Annotated in this window: 10 protein-coding genes, 1 rRNA gene and 1 pseudogene; 9 read left to right on the top strand and 3 right to left on the bottom strand. The window is 59.5% G+C overall.

The window, feature by feature from the left end; genetic code table 11:
• Positions 1 to 138: 138 nt before the first annotated feature.
• The 5 genes from AC0Z5Z_RS21415 (at position 139) to AC0Z5Z_RS21395 (ending at position 7,144) form a co-directional block, all read left to right on the top strand.
• Complete coding sequence (locus tag AC0Z5Z_RS21415) at positions 139 to 849, top strand: GntR family transcriptional regulator (RefSeq protein ID WP_056786898.1); 711 nt, start codon at positions 139 to 141, stop codon at positions 847 to 849.
• A gap of 699 nt (positions 850 to 1,548) precedes the next feature.
• Complete coding sequence (locus tag AC0Z5Z_RS21410) at positions 1,549 to 2,325, top strand: DUF3050 domain-containing protein (protein ID WP_348970407.1); 777 nt, start codon at positions 1,549 to 1,551, stop codon at positions 2,323 to 2,325.
• The gene (locus tag AC0Z5Z_RS21405; RefSeq protein ID WP_310219486.1) at positions 2,322 to 3,251 is read left to right on the top strand and encodes a diiron oxygenase; all 930 of its coding nucleotides are present in this window, start codon (positions 2,322 to 2,324) and stop codon (positions 3,249 to 3,251) included. Before AC0Z5Z_RS21410 ends, AC0Z5Z_RS21405 begins: the two co-directional genes overlap by 4 nt.
• Before the next feature lie 10 nt (positions 3,252 to 3,261).
• A complete protein-coding gene (locus AC0Z5Z_RS21400; RefSeq protein WP_485611605.1) occupies positions 3,262 to 6,654 on the top strand; it encodes a non-ribosomal peptide synthetase in 3,393 nt (1,130 codons plus the stop codon).
• A gap of 22 nt (positions 6,655 to 6,676) precedes the next feature.
• Complete coding sequence (locus AC0Z5Z_RS21395; protein ID WP_485611604.1) at positions 6,677 to 7,144, top strand: SRPBCC family protein; 468 nt, start codon at positions 6,677 to 6,679, stop codon at positions 7,142 to 7,144.
• Between the two features lie 127 nt (positions 7,145 to 7,271).
• On the opposite strand, the gene AC0Z5Z_RS21390 is transcribed toward AC0Z5Z_RS21395, so the two are convergent.
• Together AC0Z5Z_RS21390 and AC0Z5Z_RS21385 are read right to left on the bottom strand one after the other, a co-directional pair.
• Positions 7,272 to 8,057 (bottom strand): methyl-accepting chemotaxis protein, encoded by a 786-nt coding sequence (locus AC0Z5Z_RS21390; RefSeq protein ID WP_370593577.1) that lies wholly within the window; start codon positions 8,055 to 8,057, stop codon positions 7,272 to 7,274.
• A gap of 69 nt (positions 8,058 to 8,126) precedes the next feature.
• Positions 8,127 to 9,152: pseudogene (locus AC0Z5Z_RS21385) on the bottom strand (HAMP domain-containing protein); the annotation flags it as partial.
• Between the two features lie 311 nt (positions 9,153 to 9,463).
• On the opposite strand from AC0Z5Z_RS21385, the gene AC0Z5Z_RS21380 reads away from it, so the two are divergent.
• The 4 genes from AC0Z5Z_RS21380 (at position 9,464) to AC0Z5Z_RS21365 (ending at position 14,808) form a co-directional block, all read left to right on the top strand.
• Positions 9,464 to 9,964 carry a sigma-70 family RNA polymerase sigma factor gene (locus AC0Z5Z_RS21380; RefSeq protein WP_041479723.1) on the top strand — a complete coding sequence of 167 codons (501 nt, stop codon included), beginning with the start codon at positions 9,464 to 9,466 and terminating at the stop codon, positions 9,962 to 9,964.
• Positions 9,964 to 10,965 (top strand): FecR domain-containing protein, encoded by a 1,002-nt coding sequence (locus tag AC0Z5Z_RS21375; protein ID WP_375122952.1) that lies wholly within the window; start codon positions 9,964 to 9,966, stop codon positions 10,963 to 10,965. Before AC0Z5Z_RS21380 ends, AC0Z5Z_RS21375 begins: the two co-directional genes overlap by 1 nt.
• An 87-nt stretch (positions 10,966 to 11,052) precedes the next feature.
• Complete coding sequence (locus AC0Z5Z_RS21370; RefSeq protein WP_150637821.1) at positions 11,053 to 13,554, top strand: TonB-dependent siderophore receptor; 2,502 nt, start codon at positions 11,053 to 11,055, stop codon at positions 13,552 to 13,554.
• A 75-nt stretch (positions 13,555 to 13,629) separates the two neighbouring features.
• Positions 13,630 to 14,808: a PepSY-associated TM helix domain-containing protein gene (locus AC0Z5Z_RS21365; protein WP_150637819.1), complete on the top strand. Its 1,179-nt coding sequence runs from the start codon at positions 13,630 to 13,632 to the stop codon at positions 14,806 to 14,808.
• 66 nt (positions 14,809 to 14,874) lie between these two features.
• Here AC0Z5Z_RS21365 and rrf read toward each other — a convergent pair.
• Positions 14,875 to 14,990 (bottom strand): 5S ribosomal RNA (gene rrf / locus AC0Z5Z_RS21360).
• Between the last annotated feature and the right edge of the window lie 154 nt (positions 14,991 to 15,144).

Genomic DNA, 15,144 nt, shown 5'->3' with positions numbered 1-15,144 from the left:
AAACAATGGCACCGTGAGATCATCGAAGACCCGCTAGACTTGAGATTGCCGCGCAACGTTTTACAAGGTTTGACAACCTGTAGAGCAATCACTAGTGTCATTTGGATCCAAATATTGCGACCTACAGGGTGTGTTGTCGTGACTCAGAAGCCCAAACCGCTGCACAGCATCAAAGTCGAAGGACCGATTCCTGCGCATCTGGCCCGGTCGGTGATTGAAGAGACCCTGCGCTCGGCCATTCTCGATGGCCGCCTGCCCTGTGGCACTGCGCTGCGCCAGCAGGATCTGGCCGATCTGTTCGGGGTCAGCCGCATGCCGGTGCGCGAAGCCTTGCGTCAGCTCGAAGCGCAAGAGCTGCTCAGCGTCACCACGCACAAAGGCGCCGTAGTCGCGCCACTGATCCAGGGCGATGCCGCTGAAACCTACGAGTTGCGCATTTTGCTCGAATCGGAGGCATTGCGGCAGTCCATTCCGCTGCTGACTGAGGCCGAGCATCAACTCGCCGCCGGCTACATCGAAGAACTGGAAGCGCAGCACGACTACAACGAGATCGGCCGCCTCAACCGTCTGTTCCACATGGCCCTGTACAGCAAGGCGCCCAATCAGCGACTGCTGCGTCTGGTGGAAGACGGTCTGAATGAAGAAGAACGTTTTCTGCGTTTCAATCTGGAAGCCATGGGCCTGGGCAAGCTGTCCCAGGATGACCATCGCGCCATGCTCCAGGCCGTGATCGAGCGGGACATCCCGCGCTCGCTCGAAATGCTGGAGCAGCACCTCAACCGTGGCGTCGAGGTCATCACCCGCTACCTCGCGACTCCCGCCGCACAGAAGCGCCACACCGCACGCTGATATCTCGTACGTCGAATAATCCCCTTACAAATCTTCGCGACCGCTCTGCTGCCGGGTCTGGCAGCGGATCGGCGTGCCCGCTGGCGACCGCCCCGACCCTGCCGACGCGTTTCCGCTGCCCGCCGATGACCAATCGGTAATAGCCCTGACGGCAATTTACCCGCACTCTTCCAGCGCCACCCCTACAGAACGGGGACGCGCCGCCCTGACGGCACAGTCCCCGCAACAGGAACCTACGGAAGGAGCCTTGTCACGGGAAACAGGAAGTCATGGCGCCGGTCCCGGCCAACTTTCGCCCCCTTTGAATTCATAAACTTCCCTTGTTTAAAAAGTTGCTTCGAGTGAGGCATTCACTCTTGTTATCGATTTTGGCCGTTATTAGCCGAAAGGAGTAACTACGCCCAAATAAAACTTGATCCGAAAGTTTTATCGGCCACTCTCATATTCAAAAAACAGCCAACTTAAAATAATTGAAAATAAACTTGTTAAATGCATTTGCCCTGTATTAGTTTTTCTCTCGCCAGGTTTGAACGTCGCCGTTCAGCGCGGCATACCTCACGTAACAACCGCAGCACCCGTGGCGCCGCAACGGCGCCACAGCGCAATCAATATTTGCCCGACCAACTTGCTATCCAACTTGCTCGACCGCTTACAGCGACTGAAAAGAACCGTGCACTTCAATCAATGATAAAGGACATCATGATGCCCACTAAGCAGCAACTCGCCCTGAAGAAAGCCGAACTGAGTATTCACCCGATCTTTTCCGAGATTACTTCGTTATCGGTATTACGCCGTTTCATGGAAACCCATGTATTTGCCGTATGGGACTTCATGTCGCTGACCAAGCGCCTGCAACAGGAACTGACCTGCACGCGTTTGCCCTGGTTGCCGCCGCGCGATCCCCACGCCGCTCGGTTGATCAACGAGATCGTGCTGGGCGAGGAATCGGACGATCGCCTCGATGCCGGCCACTACAGCCACTTCGAGTTGTACCTGGATGCGATGCGCGAAATCGGCGCGAGCACCACGGCGGTAGAGCGTTTCGTCGCATTGCAGCAGGAAGGTGTGAGTTATGACGTCGCGTTGCAGAGCGTCGACGTCGACCCGGCGGCGGCGCAGTTTGTCCGCGATACCTTGCGCATTGCCCTGGAGGCGCCGGGACACAGTGTCGCTGCCGCGTTCCTGCATGGTCGCGAGAGCGTCATTCCGACGATGTTCCAGCGCATCCTCGATGACTGGGGCATCGGCATCGAACAGGCACCGACCTTTCGCTACTACCTGCAACGGCATATCGAGGTCGACTCCGAAGACCATGGCCCCGCCGCCGAACAGTTGCTGGAGCGTCTGGTCGATGGCGATCCGCAGCGCGCAGCCGAGGTTTACGCCAGCGCCATCGCTGCCGTGGAAAGCCGCATCGCCTTGTGGGACGGGCTGCGCTTGAGCATGGGCGCAAAAGTTGCCGAGGTGGCCCAATGAACGCTGCCGACTATCAATCCTTCGCCGACGCCTGGGAAAGCCGCGCGACCATCCGCACCCGTCCCCGGCGGTTGCTCGAAGACGATCAGCGCTTGATCTATCCACTCAGCCGCCAGCCGCTAGTGCTCAGCGAAACCTTCCTGCGTGAATGCCCGCAACAACGTGATTTCGCCCTGGTGCAGACGTTGTACAAATTCATAAACGACGTAGTGATTTTCGAGACTGAAATCGTCGACAAGACCGCCCGCAGCATTGCCAAGAATCGCTTCGCCGTGGCATTCCCGTTCGCCTGTCGTTACGACGCGATGACCGTGGTGGTCGATGAGGATTACCACGCGCTGGTGGCCATGGATTTCATGCAGCAAACGGTGGCACTGACCGGTATCGAACCGATTCCGTTGCCCGATGAAATCGAACTGAGCCGGGCGATTCCCGCCGCTGTTGCGCTGGCGCCGGAACACCTGCGCAGCGCGGTGGAATTGATCTGCGTGGCGATCGCCGAAAACACCGTGACCGGTGATGTCGCGGCGTTCGCCCGCGACGATTCGGTCAAGCCATCAATCAAGGGCCTGATGGCCGACCACTTGCTCGACGAGGGTCGCCACTCGAGTTTCTGGGCGCGGATGGTGCGCATCTATTGGCACACCGCCAGCGACGCGGATCGCGAAACCATCGCTCAGATTCTGCCGGTGTTCATCGGCCATTACCTGACCAATGATATCCAGAAATCCTTCGATTTGCGCCTGATCGATGCGCTGCCGGTCAGCGAAACCACGCGGTGCTCACTGCGCGAGGAAATCGCTGGATTCGCCTTCCCGATCAACCGCCACCACCCGTTGGTGGGCAACATCGTCAGGTTTTTCCACAACAGCTCGCTGCTCGCCACACCGTGCGTGCAGCACGCGCTGCGCGACTATCTGGTTTGAGGAGGCTGACATGAAACGTCTCGACATTTTGCTCACCGGCGCCAGCCAGGCCATGACCGATCTGGCCCGGGAGCTCGAACAGCATGGCCATGCTGTGACCCGCAGCGGCGTGGCTCAAACGGCGGTGGATCTGATCATCGACGATGGCTTTATCGCTGCCGGCGACTTCTGCGCGATCCCGCATCTGCACCTGCGCCTGGGTAACGCCGCGCAAGAGCATGGCGGCCTGCCGACCCTCGACTTGCTGTGCTTTCTCGGCTCGTCGCTGATCAGCCGTGTGCCGATTGGCGATGAGCCGTCCGGCAACGGTCAGTCGCTACGCCAACGAGCGCTTGCCCATGTGGTCGATGAGGTGGCGTTGCTGGTCAGCCGCTTTTCCCGCGATGCCGATTATTTCCGCCATGCTCCTGCGCTGATCGCGCCGGATTTCGAACGCCTGGAAGACCTGCTGTTCCTCGACAAACTGGCGTATGTCCACCGTCTCAATGACACGGCAAACCCGGCGCTGCTGGAGCAGGCGCAAATCCCGCTGATCGAGCGCCTGCAACAGAGCCTGATCGAGCATGCCGAACGACCGGCGCTGCATGTCGGCGGGAAGACCATCAGCTACGAGCAGCTGCACGCCCACAGCCGCGCGATTCAACAGCGCCTGCTGCCCTTGCTCGAGCAACATCCGCAGCCGTGGGTGGTCGGTGTCTGCCAAGGCAAAAGCCCGGCACTGTTCGCCTCGATTCTGGCGATTCTCGGCAGCGGCGCGGTGTACTTGCCGCTGGAGCCGAGCCATCCTTTGCCGCGCCAGCAATACATCCTGGAAAACGCGGGCGCGGTGCTGTTGCTTCACGATGGACAGCAGGCGCTCAGCGAATCGATAGCGGGGCTCGATGTCAGTGACATCGGGGCAATGGACGCCGCTCGTGATCGACCGCTGATGCAGCGCTGGCCCGAGCTCGAAGCGCCGTGCATGGCGCTTTATACCTCGGGCACCACCGGGCATCCGAAAGGCGTGCTGCTCAGCCAGGCCAATCTCGCCCACTTCACCGCGTGGTACGCCGACTACGTGCAGCTGCGCGCCGGAAGCCGGGTGTTGCAGTTCTCTTCGCTGAGCTTCGATTCGTCACTGATCGACATCTTCCCCAGCCTGCTCGCAGGGGCGGAACTGGTCGTGCCCGACGACACCCAGCGCTGCGATCCTTTGCAGCTGATTGCGCTGATTCGCCGGCGGCAACTGACCCACGCCTTCTTGCCGCCAGCGCTGTTGAGCATCCTGCCGCTGGAACAACTGGAGGGCGTGCAGGTGATGACCGGCGGTGATGTCTGCGAGCCGTACGTCATCGAGCAACTGACCCGCCAAGGCACCCTGCACAACCTGTATGGCCCGACCGAAGCCACCGTGCTGATCACCGCGCGCCAGCTCAAACCGGGCGACAGCAACCGCACGCTGGGAGGGCCGATCGCCAACAGTCGGGTGCTGATTCTCGACGACGATCTGCAACCGGTGCCCGATCAAACCGTCGGTGAGCTGTTCATCGTCGGCCCCGGTGTCTGCCTCGGTTACCTGAACAATCCGCAGCAGACCGCCGAGCGTTATCTGAGCCTGTCACTGCCCGGCGGCGAAACCCTGCGCGCCTATCGCAGCGGCGACATGGCCCAGTGGGGCGAGCACGGTATCGAGCTGTGCGGGCGGCGCGACAATCAGGTGAAAATCCGTGGCTTTCGCGTCGAGCCGGAAGAGATCGAGCGCTGCCTGCGCGAGAGCCGCTTGTATCGGCAGATTGCCGTGGTCATCGACAGTCAGCGACGCATTCTGGCGTTTATCGCCCAGCCACAAATCGAGACTGCCCGCGACGAATTGAAGGCTCACGCCCGGCAGTTTCTGCCGGACTACATGCAACCGGTAGCGTGGACTGAACTGGCGCAGATGCCGTTCGCCAGCAACGGCAAAGTCGATCGCAACGCGCTGCTTGCATTGCCGGTGACGGTGCAGGACAGCGCTGCGAAATGCCTGCCGGCCAATGCTGACGAAGCGCTGCTTCTGGAGATCTGGGCCGAATTGCTGGAGCTGCCGACCAGCGACATTTCCACTGACGAAAGCTTCTTCAATCTCGGTGGTCATTCGATTCTGCTGTCGCGGATGTTGCTGCGCTTGCGTGAGGAATTCGGCCGAAGCATTTCGATCAATCGCTTCATCGAACAGCCGACCATCAGCAAACTGGCGACGCTGGTGCGCGGCACCGACGACAGCGCGGTACTCAGCGCCCAAGCCATGACCGACGCCGAGCGCGAGCTGGATATCGAACCGTTACCGATCAGCCGCATGGGCGATGTGCACAAGGTCATCGTCACCGGTGCCAACAGTTTTGTCGGCGTGCACATCGTCGAAGCGCTGCTCGGTTGGGGCGCCAGCGAGGTCGCCTGTCTGGTACGTGATAGCGCCGGGCAAACGGCGACGCAACGCTTCGCTCAGGCACTGCGCGAAAACCGTCTGGAGCACCTCGATCTCAGCCGTGTGCGGGTTTACGCAGCTGATATCAGTCGCCCGCAACTGGGCCTGGGCGATGAGGATTATCAGCGCCTGGACCGCGAGTTCGGTGCGCTGGTACACAACGCCGCCAACGTCAACCACGTACTCGATTACGAGTCCCTGGCGGCGGACAACGTCGAGCCGATCTTCGCCCTGCTGAAGCTGTGCGAGGGGCGCAGTAAGAAGGTCTTTAACTTCGTCTCGACCCTGTCGGCATCCAGCACCGTGGATGATGCCGGTCGGGTGCTGGAACTGCCCGCCGCCGCGACGCCGCCGATCTACATTCGCAACGGCTACAACCTGTCGAAGTGGGTCGGCGAACGCATCCTTGAGCGGGCGCGCGAGCGGGGTGTACGGGTCAATCTGTATCGCCCCGGCAACATCAGCTTCAACAGCCTGAGCGGCGTCTGCCAGCCACATAAAAATCGCTTGATGTTGATGCTCAAAGGCTCGATCCAGCTCGGTCAGGTGCCGGCCTTTGCACTGAATTTCGACTTGATGCCGGTGGACTTTCTCGCCCGCTTCATCGCCTTCCATGCCAGCCGTTATTCAGCGGATCGCGCGGTGTTCAATCTGCACAACCCCGAGCCGCTGAGCTGGGATGCCTACGTCGCTTCGTTCCGCGAAACCGGCAGCGAGTTTGCGCTGGTCAGCGTCGCCGATTGGCAACAGCAACTGAGTCGGGTCGACGCCGACAACGCGCTGTTCGGCGTGCTCGGTTTCTACCTCAACGGCTTTGAAGAAGACATCGGCGACATCTCGCTGATCGGCCACGCCAACGCCGAGGCCGGCGTGCAGCAGATGGGCGCGCACTACCCGCAGAAATCCCCGGCGCTGCTGCGTCGCGGCTGCAACTACCTGAAAGAAATCAACTTCATCTGACTCATCCACAAGGAGCAACACCATGAGCAATCTGCAACCCGACACCCTGATCAAAAACCCGCAAGGCTGCCACGTTGTGTCGTCGGTGGAAGTGCCGGCGGACGCGGCAAAAGTCTGGGCGATCGTTGCCGATTTCGCTGGCTTCGAACGATTCATTCCGGCGCTGTCGCACACCGAAATGACCGGCGAGGGCGTGTCTTCGCTGCGCAAGAAAATCTTCAAGGACGGCAACGTCGTGGTCGAACAACTCAACTCGCGCGATGAACAGGCGCGGCGCATGACCTGGACGACGATTTACAACACCCTGGGGGTGGCGAACCTGTGGGCGGCAATGCAGGTGGAATCGCTGAGCGAAGGGAAGTCGCGAGCGACCTGGACGATCATTGCTGAACCAGCTTCCGGCGGAGAAGAGGCGTTGCCGGGATTCAGGGATTTCGTGCAGGGGTTTGCCGATGATGCGATGGGCAATGTCTTGAAGTTGTTTGTTTAAGGCATCGGTTTGGCGGTGATTGAACCGCCGCTTTCGCGAGCAGGCTCGCTCCCACATTTGGAATGCATTTTCCCTGTGGGAGCGAGCCTGCTCGCGAAGAACGATAACGCGGTCTGCGATCTGTGAATCAGATCTTGAAGCTGTCGACCAACTGCTTCAACCGGTTCGCCTGCTGCGACAACGCATCACAATCCTTCAACGTTTCGTTGAGGTTGGCCACGCTCTGCTGGTTCAACAGGTTTATCTGGTTGACGTCGACGTTGAGAGTTTCCACCACCGCAGTCTGCTCTTCAGTCGCAGCTGCCACCGACTGGTTCATACCGTCGATTTCGCCGATACGCTGAGTCACGCTGACCAGACGCAGACCGGCCTGATTCGCCACTTCCACGCTCTGCTCGCTTGACGCCTGGCTGGCGTTCATGGTGCTGACCGCCTCACGCGAGCCGACCTGCAGCGAGGTGATCATCTTGTGGATCTCTTCCGCCGATTCCTGGGTGCGATGCGCAAGGTTGCGCACCTCATCGGCGACCACGGCAAAACCGCGCCCGGCTTCACCGGCACGTGCGGCTTCGATGGCAGCATTGAGCGCCAGCAGGTTGGTCTGCTGCGAGATGCCTTTGATCACATCGAGAATGTGGCCAATGTTGTCGGTGCTGGCGTTCAGGGTTTCGATCTGTGTGCACGACAGGCTGATTTTCTGCGACAGCTCGGTCATCGCCTGAATGGTTTGCTCGACCACCTGACGACCGTCGTCAGCTTGCTCGCTGGCGCCACTGGCGTGCTGCGAAGCATCCGCCGCGTTGCGCGCGATCTCCTGAGTAGCGGCGCCCAGCTGATTGATCGCCGCCGCCACGCTGTTGGTGCGCGCACTTTGCTCGTCGGAACCGACGATCGAAGCGTTGGACGACGCCATCACCCGTTGCGACAAGTCGTGAACGTGACGAGTCGCCGACGACACTTCGGAAATCGAAGCGTGAATGCGCTCGACGAACTGGTTGAACGCGCTGCCCAGTTCACCGAACTCGTCTTTGCTCTCGACCACCAGACGCCGGGTCAGATCGCCCTCGCCCTGGGCAATGTCTTTCATCGCGCGGCCCATAGTGGTCAGCGGACGCATCAACACATTGATCAACAGGCTCAACAGCAACGCAATCGCCGCGACCGCGACAAACATCGCGATCAGCGCTGAGGTGCGGAATTGGCTGAGGGCGGCATAGGCCTTGTCGCGATCGATCGACAGACCGATGTACCACTGCGCATTCGGCAGATCGCTGACCGGGGTGAACGAAAGAATGCGCTCCTGACCGTTGAGCACGACGTTCTGGTTGCCCTTCTCGATGCGCACGCTGGTGTTCGGGTAGATGTCCTTGAGGTTTTTCATCACTTGGTCTTTGTCCGGGCTGACGATCACCTGACCGTCAGCACTGACCAGAAACGCATGGCCGAGGCCACCGAAGTCCACCGAGTTGATGATCTTGACCAGGGTTTCCAGGCTCAGGTCACCGCCGACCACACCGAGCAGTTCGCCGTCCTTCTTCACCGGCATGGCGATGGTCACCACCAAGCCGCCGACTGCCGCCATGTACGGCGGCGTCAGCATGGTTTTGTCGGCGGCCACGGCCTGCTTGTACCAAGGCCGCTGACGCGGATCGTAACCGTCCGGCATCTTCGCATCGGGGCGCTGGGTGAAGACACCGTTGGCCTGGCCGACGTAAGTGAACTGGAAGTTCGAAGTGAAGGCCGGTTGATCGACAAGGCCCGGCAAGTCGGCATTCCTGCCTTGATGGGCAACGTTCTGCGCGAGGTTTTCCAGCACCAGAATCCGTCCGCTCATCCAGTTCTGCACGCTGCTGGCGGTGAGGTCACCGGCCTGCTGCACAGAGGACTGCAGATTCTGGCGAATGGTGTTTCGCTGCAAGTAATCGTTGTAGAGCGTGAACAACGCGAACGCCAGGACGACGACGCCCGAAGCGGCCAGGAGGATTTTATGGCTGAACTTGAGATTCATTTCATGGGACTTCTTATGCCAAAAGTGGGGATGCGTTCCGGTTGCAACATTCCATGTACAGCGCAGGCAGCGTTCTTCTGGCCGCTCTACTTTGGTGCACGCATTTCTCACCAGTCTGTCGGCCAACGGCGGAGAAATCTTAGGGCCGCGTGAGAAATGGACGGTTTTAGGACAGGATTCCCGCCGAACGGCGTGCCAGAGCGGCTGCGAGGGAATTTTTCACAACCGCCATAGGGACGACAGTTGCAAAATCTGTAACCCTTGATGACAATGCGACTAATTATCATTTGTGACGTTCGGGCTGGCGTGTCATGTCTTCACCTGAGTTGGTCGTACAGGCGCTTTACGGTAGTCATCACGGCTGGCTCAATGCCTGGTTGCGCGCGCGGCTGGGCAACGCAGCGGATGCGGCGGATCTGGCTCAGGACACTTTCCTGCGCCTGCTGCAACGTACTGAACGCCTCGAACTCAAAGCGCCTCGCGCTTTCCTGCGGACCATCGCGCGCGGCCTGGTGATCGATCATTGGCGTCGCGAGGAAATCGAGCGGGCCTATCTGGAAACCATTGCTCATTTGCCTGAAGGCGAAGTACCTGACGCCGAATCGCGCGCGTTGGTGCTGGAACTGCTGGAAAGCATTGCGCGCATGCTTGAGGGGTTGAAGCCGAAAGTGCGTCAGGCGTTTCTCCTGGCGCAGTGCGAAGGTTTGACTCACAAACAGATCGCCGAGCAGTTGGGCGTGTCGGTACGTTCAGTGGAACGCTACGTCGCCGACGCGCTATATCACTGCTATGTGTTGCGGTATGAAAGCTGATGCCTGTGGATAACCTCTCACTCGCTCGCCGCGTCGAACCGCGCCAACAGGTGGTCAAGCAAGCGATTCACTGGCTACTGCGGCTGCGCAACAACCACGGCAATTCGCGGCTGACTCGCCAATGCGAGCAGTGGCGCGCCGAGCATCACGAACATGAAATCGCCTGGCAGCGGGTACAGTCGCTGCAAGCCGAATTGAGCTCCAGTCTGCGCGCCGTGCCGGGTGCGCAGGTCGCTTTCAATACCTTGGAAAACAGTGCGCAGGGGCTGGGCCGACGCCAGGCCTTGAAGTTGTTGTCGGGCGCGCTGTTGATGGGCTCCGCCGCGTGGCTGGCCAAGGACAGCGCCCCTTGGCAGCAATGGAGCGCCGACTACGCGACGGCGACCGGCGAACGGCGCGGTTTCCAGTTGCCCGACGGCACGCGGATCGAACTCAACACGGCCAGCGCCGTGGACCTGGATTACACCGCGCAGCAGCGCCTGATCAAACTGACCCGTGGCGAGATCATCGTTACCTGCGGCGGCTCTGACGAAGGCGCGGGATCCGATCGACCGCTGCGCGTACAGAATCGCCACGGGAGTTATGAACCGTTCGACGCGCGTTTCATTTTGCGTCAGGACGATCAGTGCACGCGGCTCAGCGTTACCCGCGGCCGAGTGTTGGTTCGCGCTGGCGGTCATTCCCTCGAAGCGCTCGCCGGGCAAAGTTTTCTGGTCGACCAAAGCGGTTTGCGCGCAGCGCCGACGCCGGATATGGATGCGGGCGCCTGGCTCGACGGTTTGATCGTCACGCGCAATATGCGCCTGGGTGATTTTCTTGCTGAAGTCGCCCGTTATCGCCCGGGGTTTCTGAGTTGCGCGGCGGATATCGCAGACTTGCGCCTCTCTGGGGTGTTCCGTCTGGAGGACACCGACAGGCTGCTGGCGGTCCTGCCGCAGACGCTGCCGGTGCAATTGCGTTATCGCACCCGCTGGTGGGTGACTCTGGAGCGTGCGGTCTGAACATTTTTTGGCGGGTTTTCGCAGGCAGTCCGGCTTAGTCAGTAAGCACTTCAACTCAGCCCCCGCGACTGCCTACGGAAATCCACAATGACTGTCCGCGCCACTTGTAAGAACCCTCTGAATTTCACTGCAGAATCGACACTGCTGCGCCATGCGGTTCGGGCGGCACTGCTGACCACCGCGCTGGGCGTCAGCGTGTTACCGAGCCTGAGTCTGGCCGCCAACACCGGCACCGAGATCAGCCACCGCTACAACATTGCTGCCGGGCCATTGGGCGAGGCGTTGAATCAGTTTGCCCGGCAGGCCGGTATCACCCTGGCGATGACACCGCAACAGACTCAAGGTCAGCAATCACCCGGCGTGCAGGGTGAATATTCGACCGACCAGGCCTTGAGCCATTTGCTCGGCAGCTCAGGGTTGGAAGCCGTCAGCCAGGACGGCAGCAGCTACATTCTGCGCCCACTCGCTGAAAGCGAAGCTCTGGCCTTGCCGACCACTGATATCAAAGGTTTTGCCCTCGGCAACGCGCTGGGCAGCATGGCCGGCTACAACGCCACGCACAGCCAGATCGCCACCAAGACCAGTACCGCATTGCTGGAAACCTCGCAAAGCGTATCGGTGGTCACGCGCGAGCAAATGGATGACCAAGGCTCGCAGACCGTCTCGCAAGCGATGCGCTACGCCCCGGGCGTGCTGACCAACCCGTATGGCGCTACGCACCGTTACGACTACGTGGCGATGCGCGGTTTCAACGACGGCTCGGTGGACAACATCTACCTCGACGGCCTCAAGTCGATGGGCGACAGCGGCACCTACAGCACCATGCAGGTCGATCCGTATTTCCTTGAGCGTGTGGACATTCTCAAAGGCCCGTCGTCCGTGCTGTACGGCCGTAGCTCGCCCGGCGGTCTGGTCGCGCTGACCAGCAAAAAGCCGTTGTATGAGGCCTACCATCAGGTGCAGGCGACAGTGGGGACGCAAGGCCAGCGTGGGGTTGGTTTTGACTTCAGCGGTCCGGTCGATGACGACAAGCGCATTGCCTATCGTCTGACCGGACTAAGCGATCAGTCCGACACGCAATTCGACCATAACAAGGAAAAACGCTTCGCCCTTGCGCCGACGCTGAGCGTCGATTTCAGCGAAGACACCTCGCTGACTCTGCAAGCCTATCTGCAGCACGATCCGGACGGCGGCTATCACGGCGGCGTTCCGGCGGACGGCACAGTCCATCAGCGCAATGGCGAGCGCATCTCACCGCGCTTCTTCGAGGGCGAGCCGGGGATCGATGGCTACTCCCGTGACCAGCAGTCGTTTGGCTATCAGTTCGAACATCGCTTCAACGATGTCTTCACGGCGCGGCAGAATTTCCGTTATCTCGATTCCAAAGTGAACATGGATCAGGTCTACGCCTATGGCTGGACCACTCCGACCAGCAATGAACTGAACCGTTATTACACCGGCGGTGATGAGCGCCTGCATGCGTTTATCGTCGACAACATGCTGCAGGCCGAATTCTTCACCGGCGCGACCAAGCACACAGTCCTGATGGGCGCGGATTATCAACGGCGCAAAACCGTGGTCGACTGGACCAGTGGTGGGCTGGCGCCGATCAATGCGTTCAATCCGGTATACGGCAACTCGGCGATCGAAATGTACGGCGACACCAGCTATCTGCGTCGCCTCGAACAGACCGGTGTGTACCTGCAAGACCTGATCGAGATGGACAAGTGGCGCTTCTCGCTGGGCCTGCGTCAGGACTGGGTCGAGACATCCGATGAAAACCGCATCGCCGAAGCGGGGCGTCCGGTTGGTACAGAAATCAATGATCGGCGCACGAAACTCACTGGCCGCGCCGGCGCGTTATACCTGTTCGATAACGGTCTGGCGCCATACATCAGCTACTCCGAGTCGTTTAACCCGAACTCCTATGCCGACAGCGCCGGTAATCCACTCGCCCCTACCGATGGCACACAGTGGGAAGTCGGTTTGAAGTATCAGCCGCCGGGCACCGATAACCTGTTCACCGCCTCGCTGTTCCGCATCGACCAGGAAAACCTCGCGACCAAACTGCCGCAGGAAAACTTCTATCGCGCGGTCGGCGCCGTGCGCTCGCAAGGTCTGGAGCTGGAAGCGCATATGCAACTGACCGATAACTTGAAAGTGCTCGGCAGTTACACCTTCACTGATATCGAATATTCCAAATCGATGATCAGCACCTTGAGCACGCCGACCGATGTCATCGAGAACAAGGGCAACTCGCCAACTCAAGCGCCGCGCCACATGGCCTCGCTGTGGGCTGACTACAAGTTCGACAGCGCCGCACTTGATGGGCTGCGCCTGGGTGGTGGGGTGCGCTATGTCGGCTACAGCTGGGCCGATGCGGAGAACACGATGAAGGTGCCGTCTTACACGCTGTTCGATGCCTCGATTGGTTATGACCTGGGCAAGGTCGGCTTGAAGGGTGTGGATGTACGGCTCAACGCGAACAACCTGACCAATGAATCCTATGTCGCGTCCTGCGCCAGCCTCAACTTCTGCTACATGGGCGAAGAACGCAACGTAGCGGCGACCGTCAGCTATCAGTTCTAAAGCATTGTTCTGTGCATAAAAAAGCCAGCCCCTGATATCAGGGGCTGGCTTTGTCGTTTCTTCGGGGTGTTTTGTATGCGTGCGTTTCTGGTTTTGTTGCATCGGTACATTGGCTTGGCCACTGCGACGTTTTTATTATTGGCCGGGCTGACCGGCAGTGTGCTGGCGTTCAATCACGAACTGGACGAGTGGCTGAATCCGCAGTTCTACGAGGCGACGTCAGTGGGTGAGCGCTTGTCGCCGGGCGCGTTGGTAGATGCAGTGCAGACAGCGCATCCGAAACTGCAAGTCTGGTACATGGAGTATCCGCAGGAGGCGGGGCATACGGCGCTGCTGGCGGCCGTTCCGCGTAAAGATCCGGCGACGGGCCAGCCGTTCGATGAGCGCAATCAGGTGTTCTATCTGGACCCGATCAGCGCGGAGCAAAAAGGCGCGCGCTACTGGGGTGAATGCTGTTTTCAACGAGAGAACTTCATCCCGTTCATTCTGGAGTTTCATTACAACCTGACATTGCCCGGTAACTGGGGATTGCTGTTGATGGGTGGGGTGGCGATCGCGTGGGTGATCGACTGCTTTGTCGCATTGTTCCTGACCTTGCCGCGCGGCAAGCCCTTCTGGAAGAAGTGGGCAACTGCGTGGAAGGTCAAAGGCGGGCATGCCTACCGCTTGAACTTCGATCTGCATCGCGCCGGAGGATTGTGGTTGTGGCTGCTGCTGTTACCGATCGCCGTCAGCAGCGTGGCGATGAACTTGCCGAGCCAGGTGTTCAAGCCTGCGGTTTCGTTGTTTTCGCCCATCGAGCCGAGCGTTTATGAAGCCAGAGGACGAATGCCCGCCAATCAACTGGGGACGACACAGTTGAGTTATCAACAGGCGTACGAAAGGGCATTGCAGGAAGGGGAACGATTAGGACTGACGGCCGCGATCGGCGAGTTGTATTACAGCTTTGAGTACAACTTCTACGGCGCAGGATTTGGACAGCACGATACGGACGCTCACGGTAAATCCTGGTTGTTCTTTCACGGTACCGATGGCCGATTATTGGGACAGGAGATCGCGGGACAGGGCACGCTCGGAGAGCAGTTCTATCGACTCCAGTTGCCCATACATGGGGGACGGATCATCGGGGTAACAGGGCAGGTAATGATCGCGGTACTGGGTGTGTTGATTGCGGGGTTGTCAGGGACGGGGGTTTATATCTGGTGGCGCAAGTGGCAGGCAAGACGCAACAGCAAGACTCGCAGAACGGCATGATCTTTCGTACACGTTTTAATGACAAAACCCCTGTCTGCGTTAGCAGACAGGGGTTTCGGAATTCAATCTTGACGATGACCTACTCTCACATGGGGAAACCCCACACTACCATCGGCGATACATCGTTTCACTTCTGAGTTCGGGATGGGATCAGGTGGTTCCAATGTTCTATGGTCGTCAAGAAATTCTTTATCTGGCCCGTCAACACGGTAACAAGCCAGCAAAAACAGGAACTTCTACTAAAACAAAACCCCAACTGCTTTCGCAATTGGGGTTTCGGAATTTAATCTTGACGATGACCTACTCTCACATGGGGAAACCCCACACTACCATCGG

This window comes from Pseudomonas sp. 1L-E-NC-VB-C3 (genome assembly GCF_057291535.1).
Note: the sequence above shows the minus strand (reverse complement) of the source record. Positions and strands in the feature narration are given on the sequence as shown.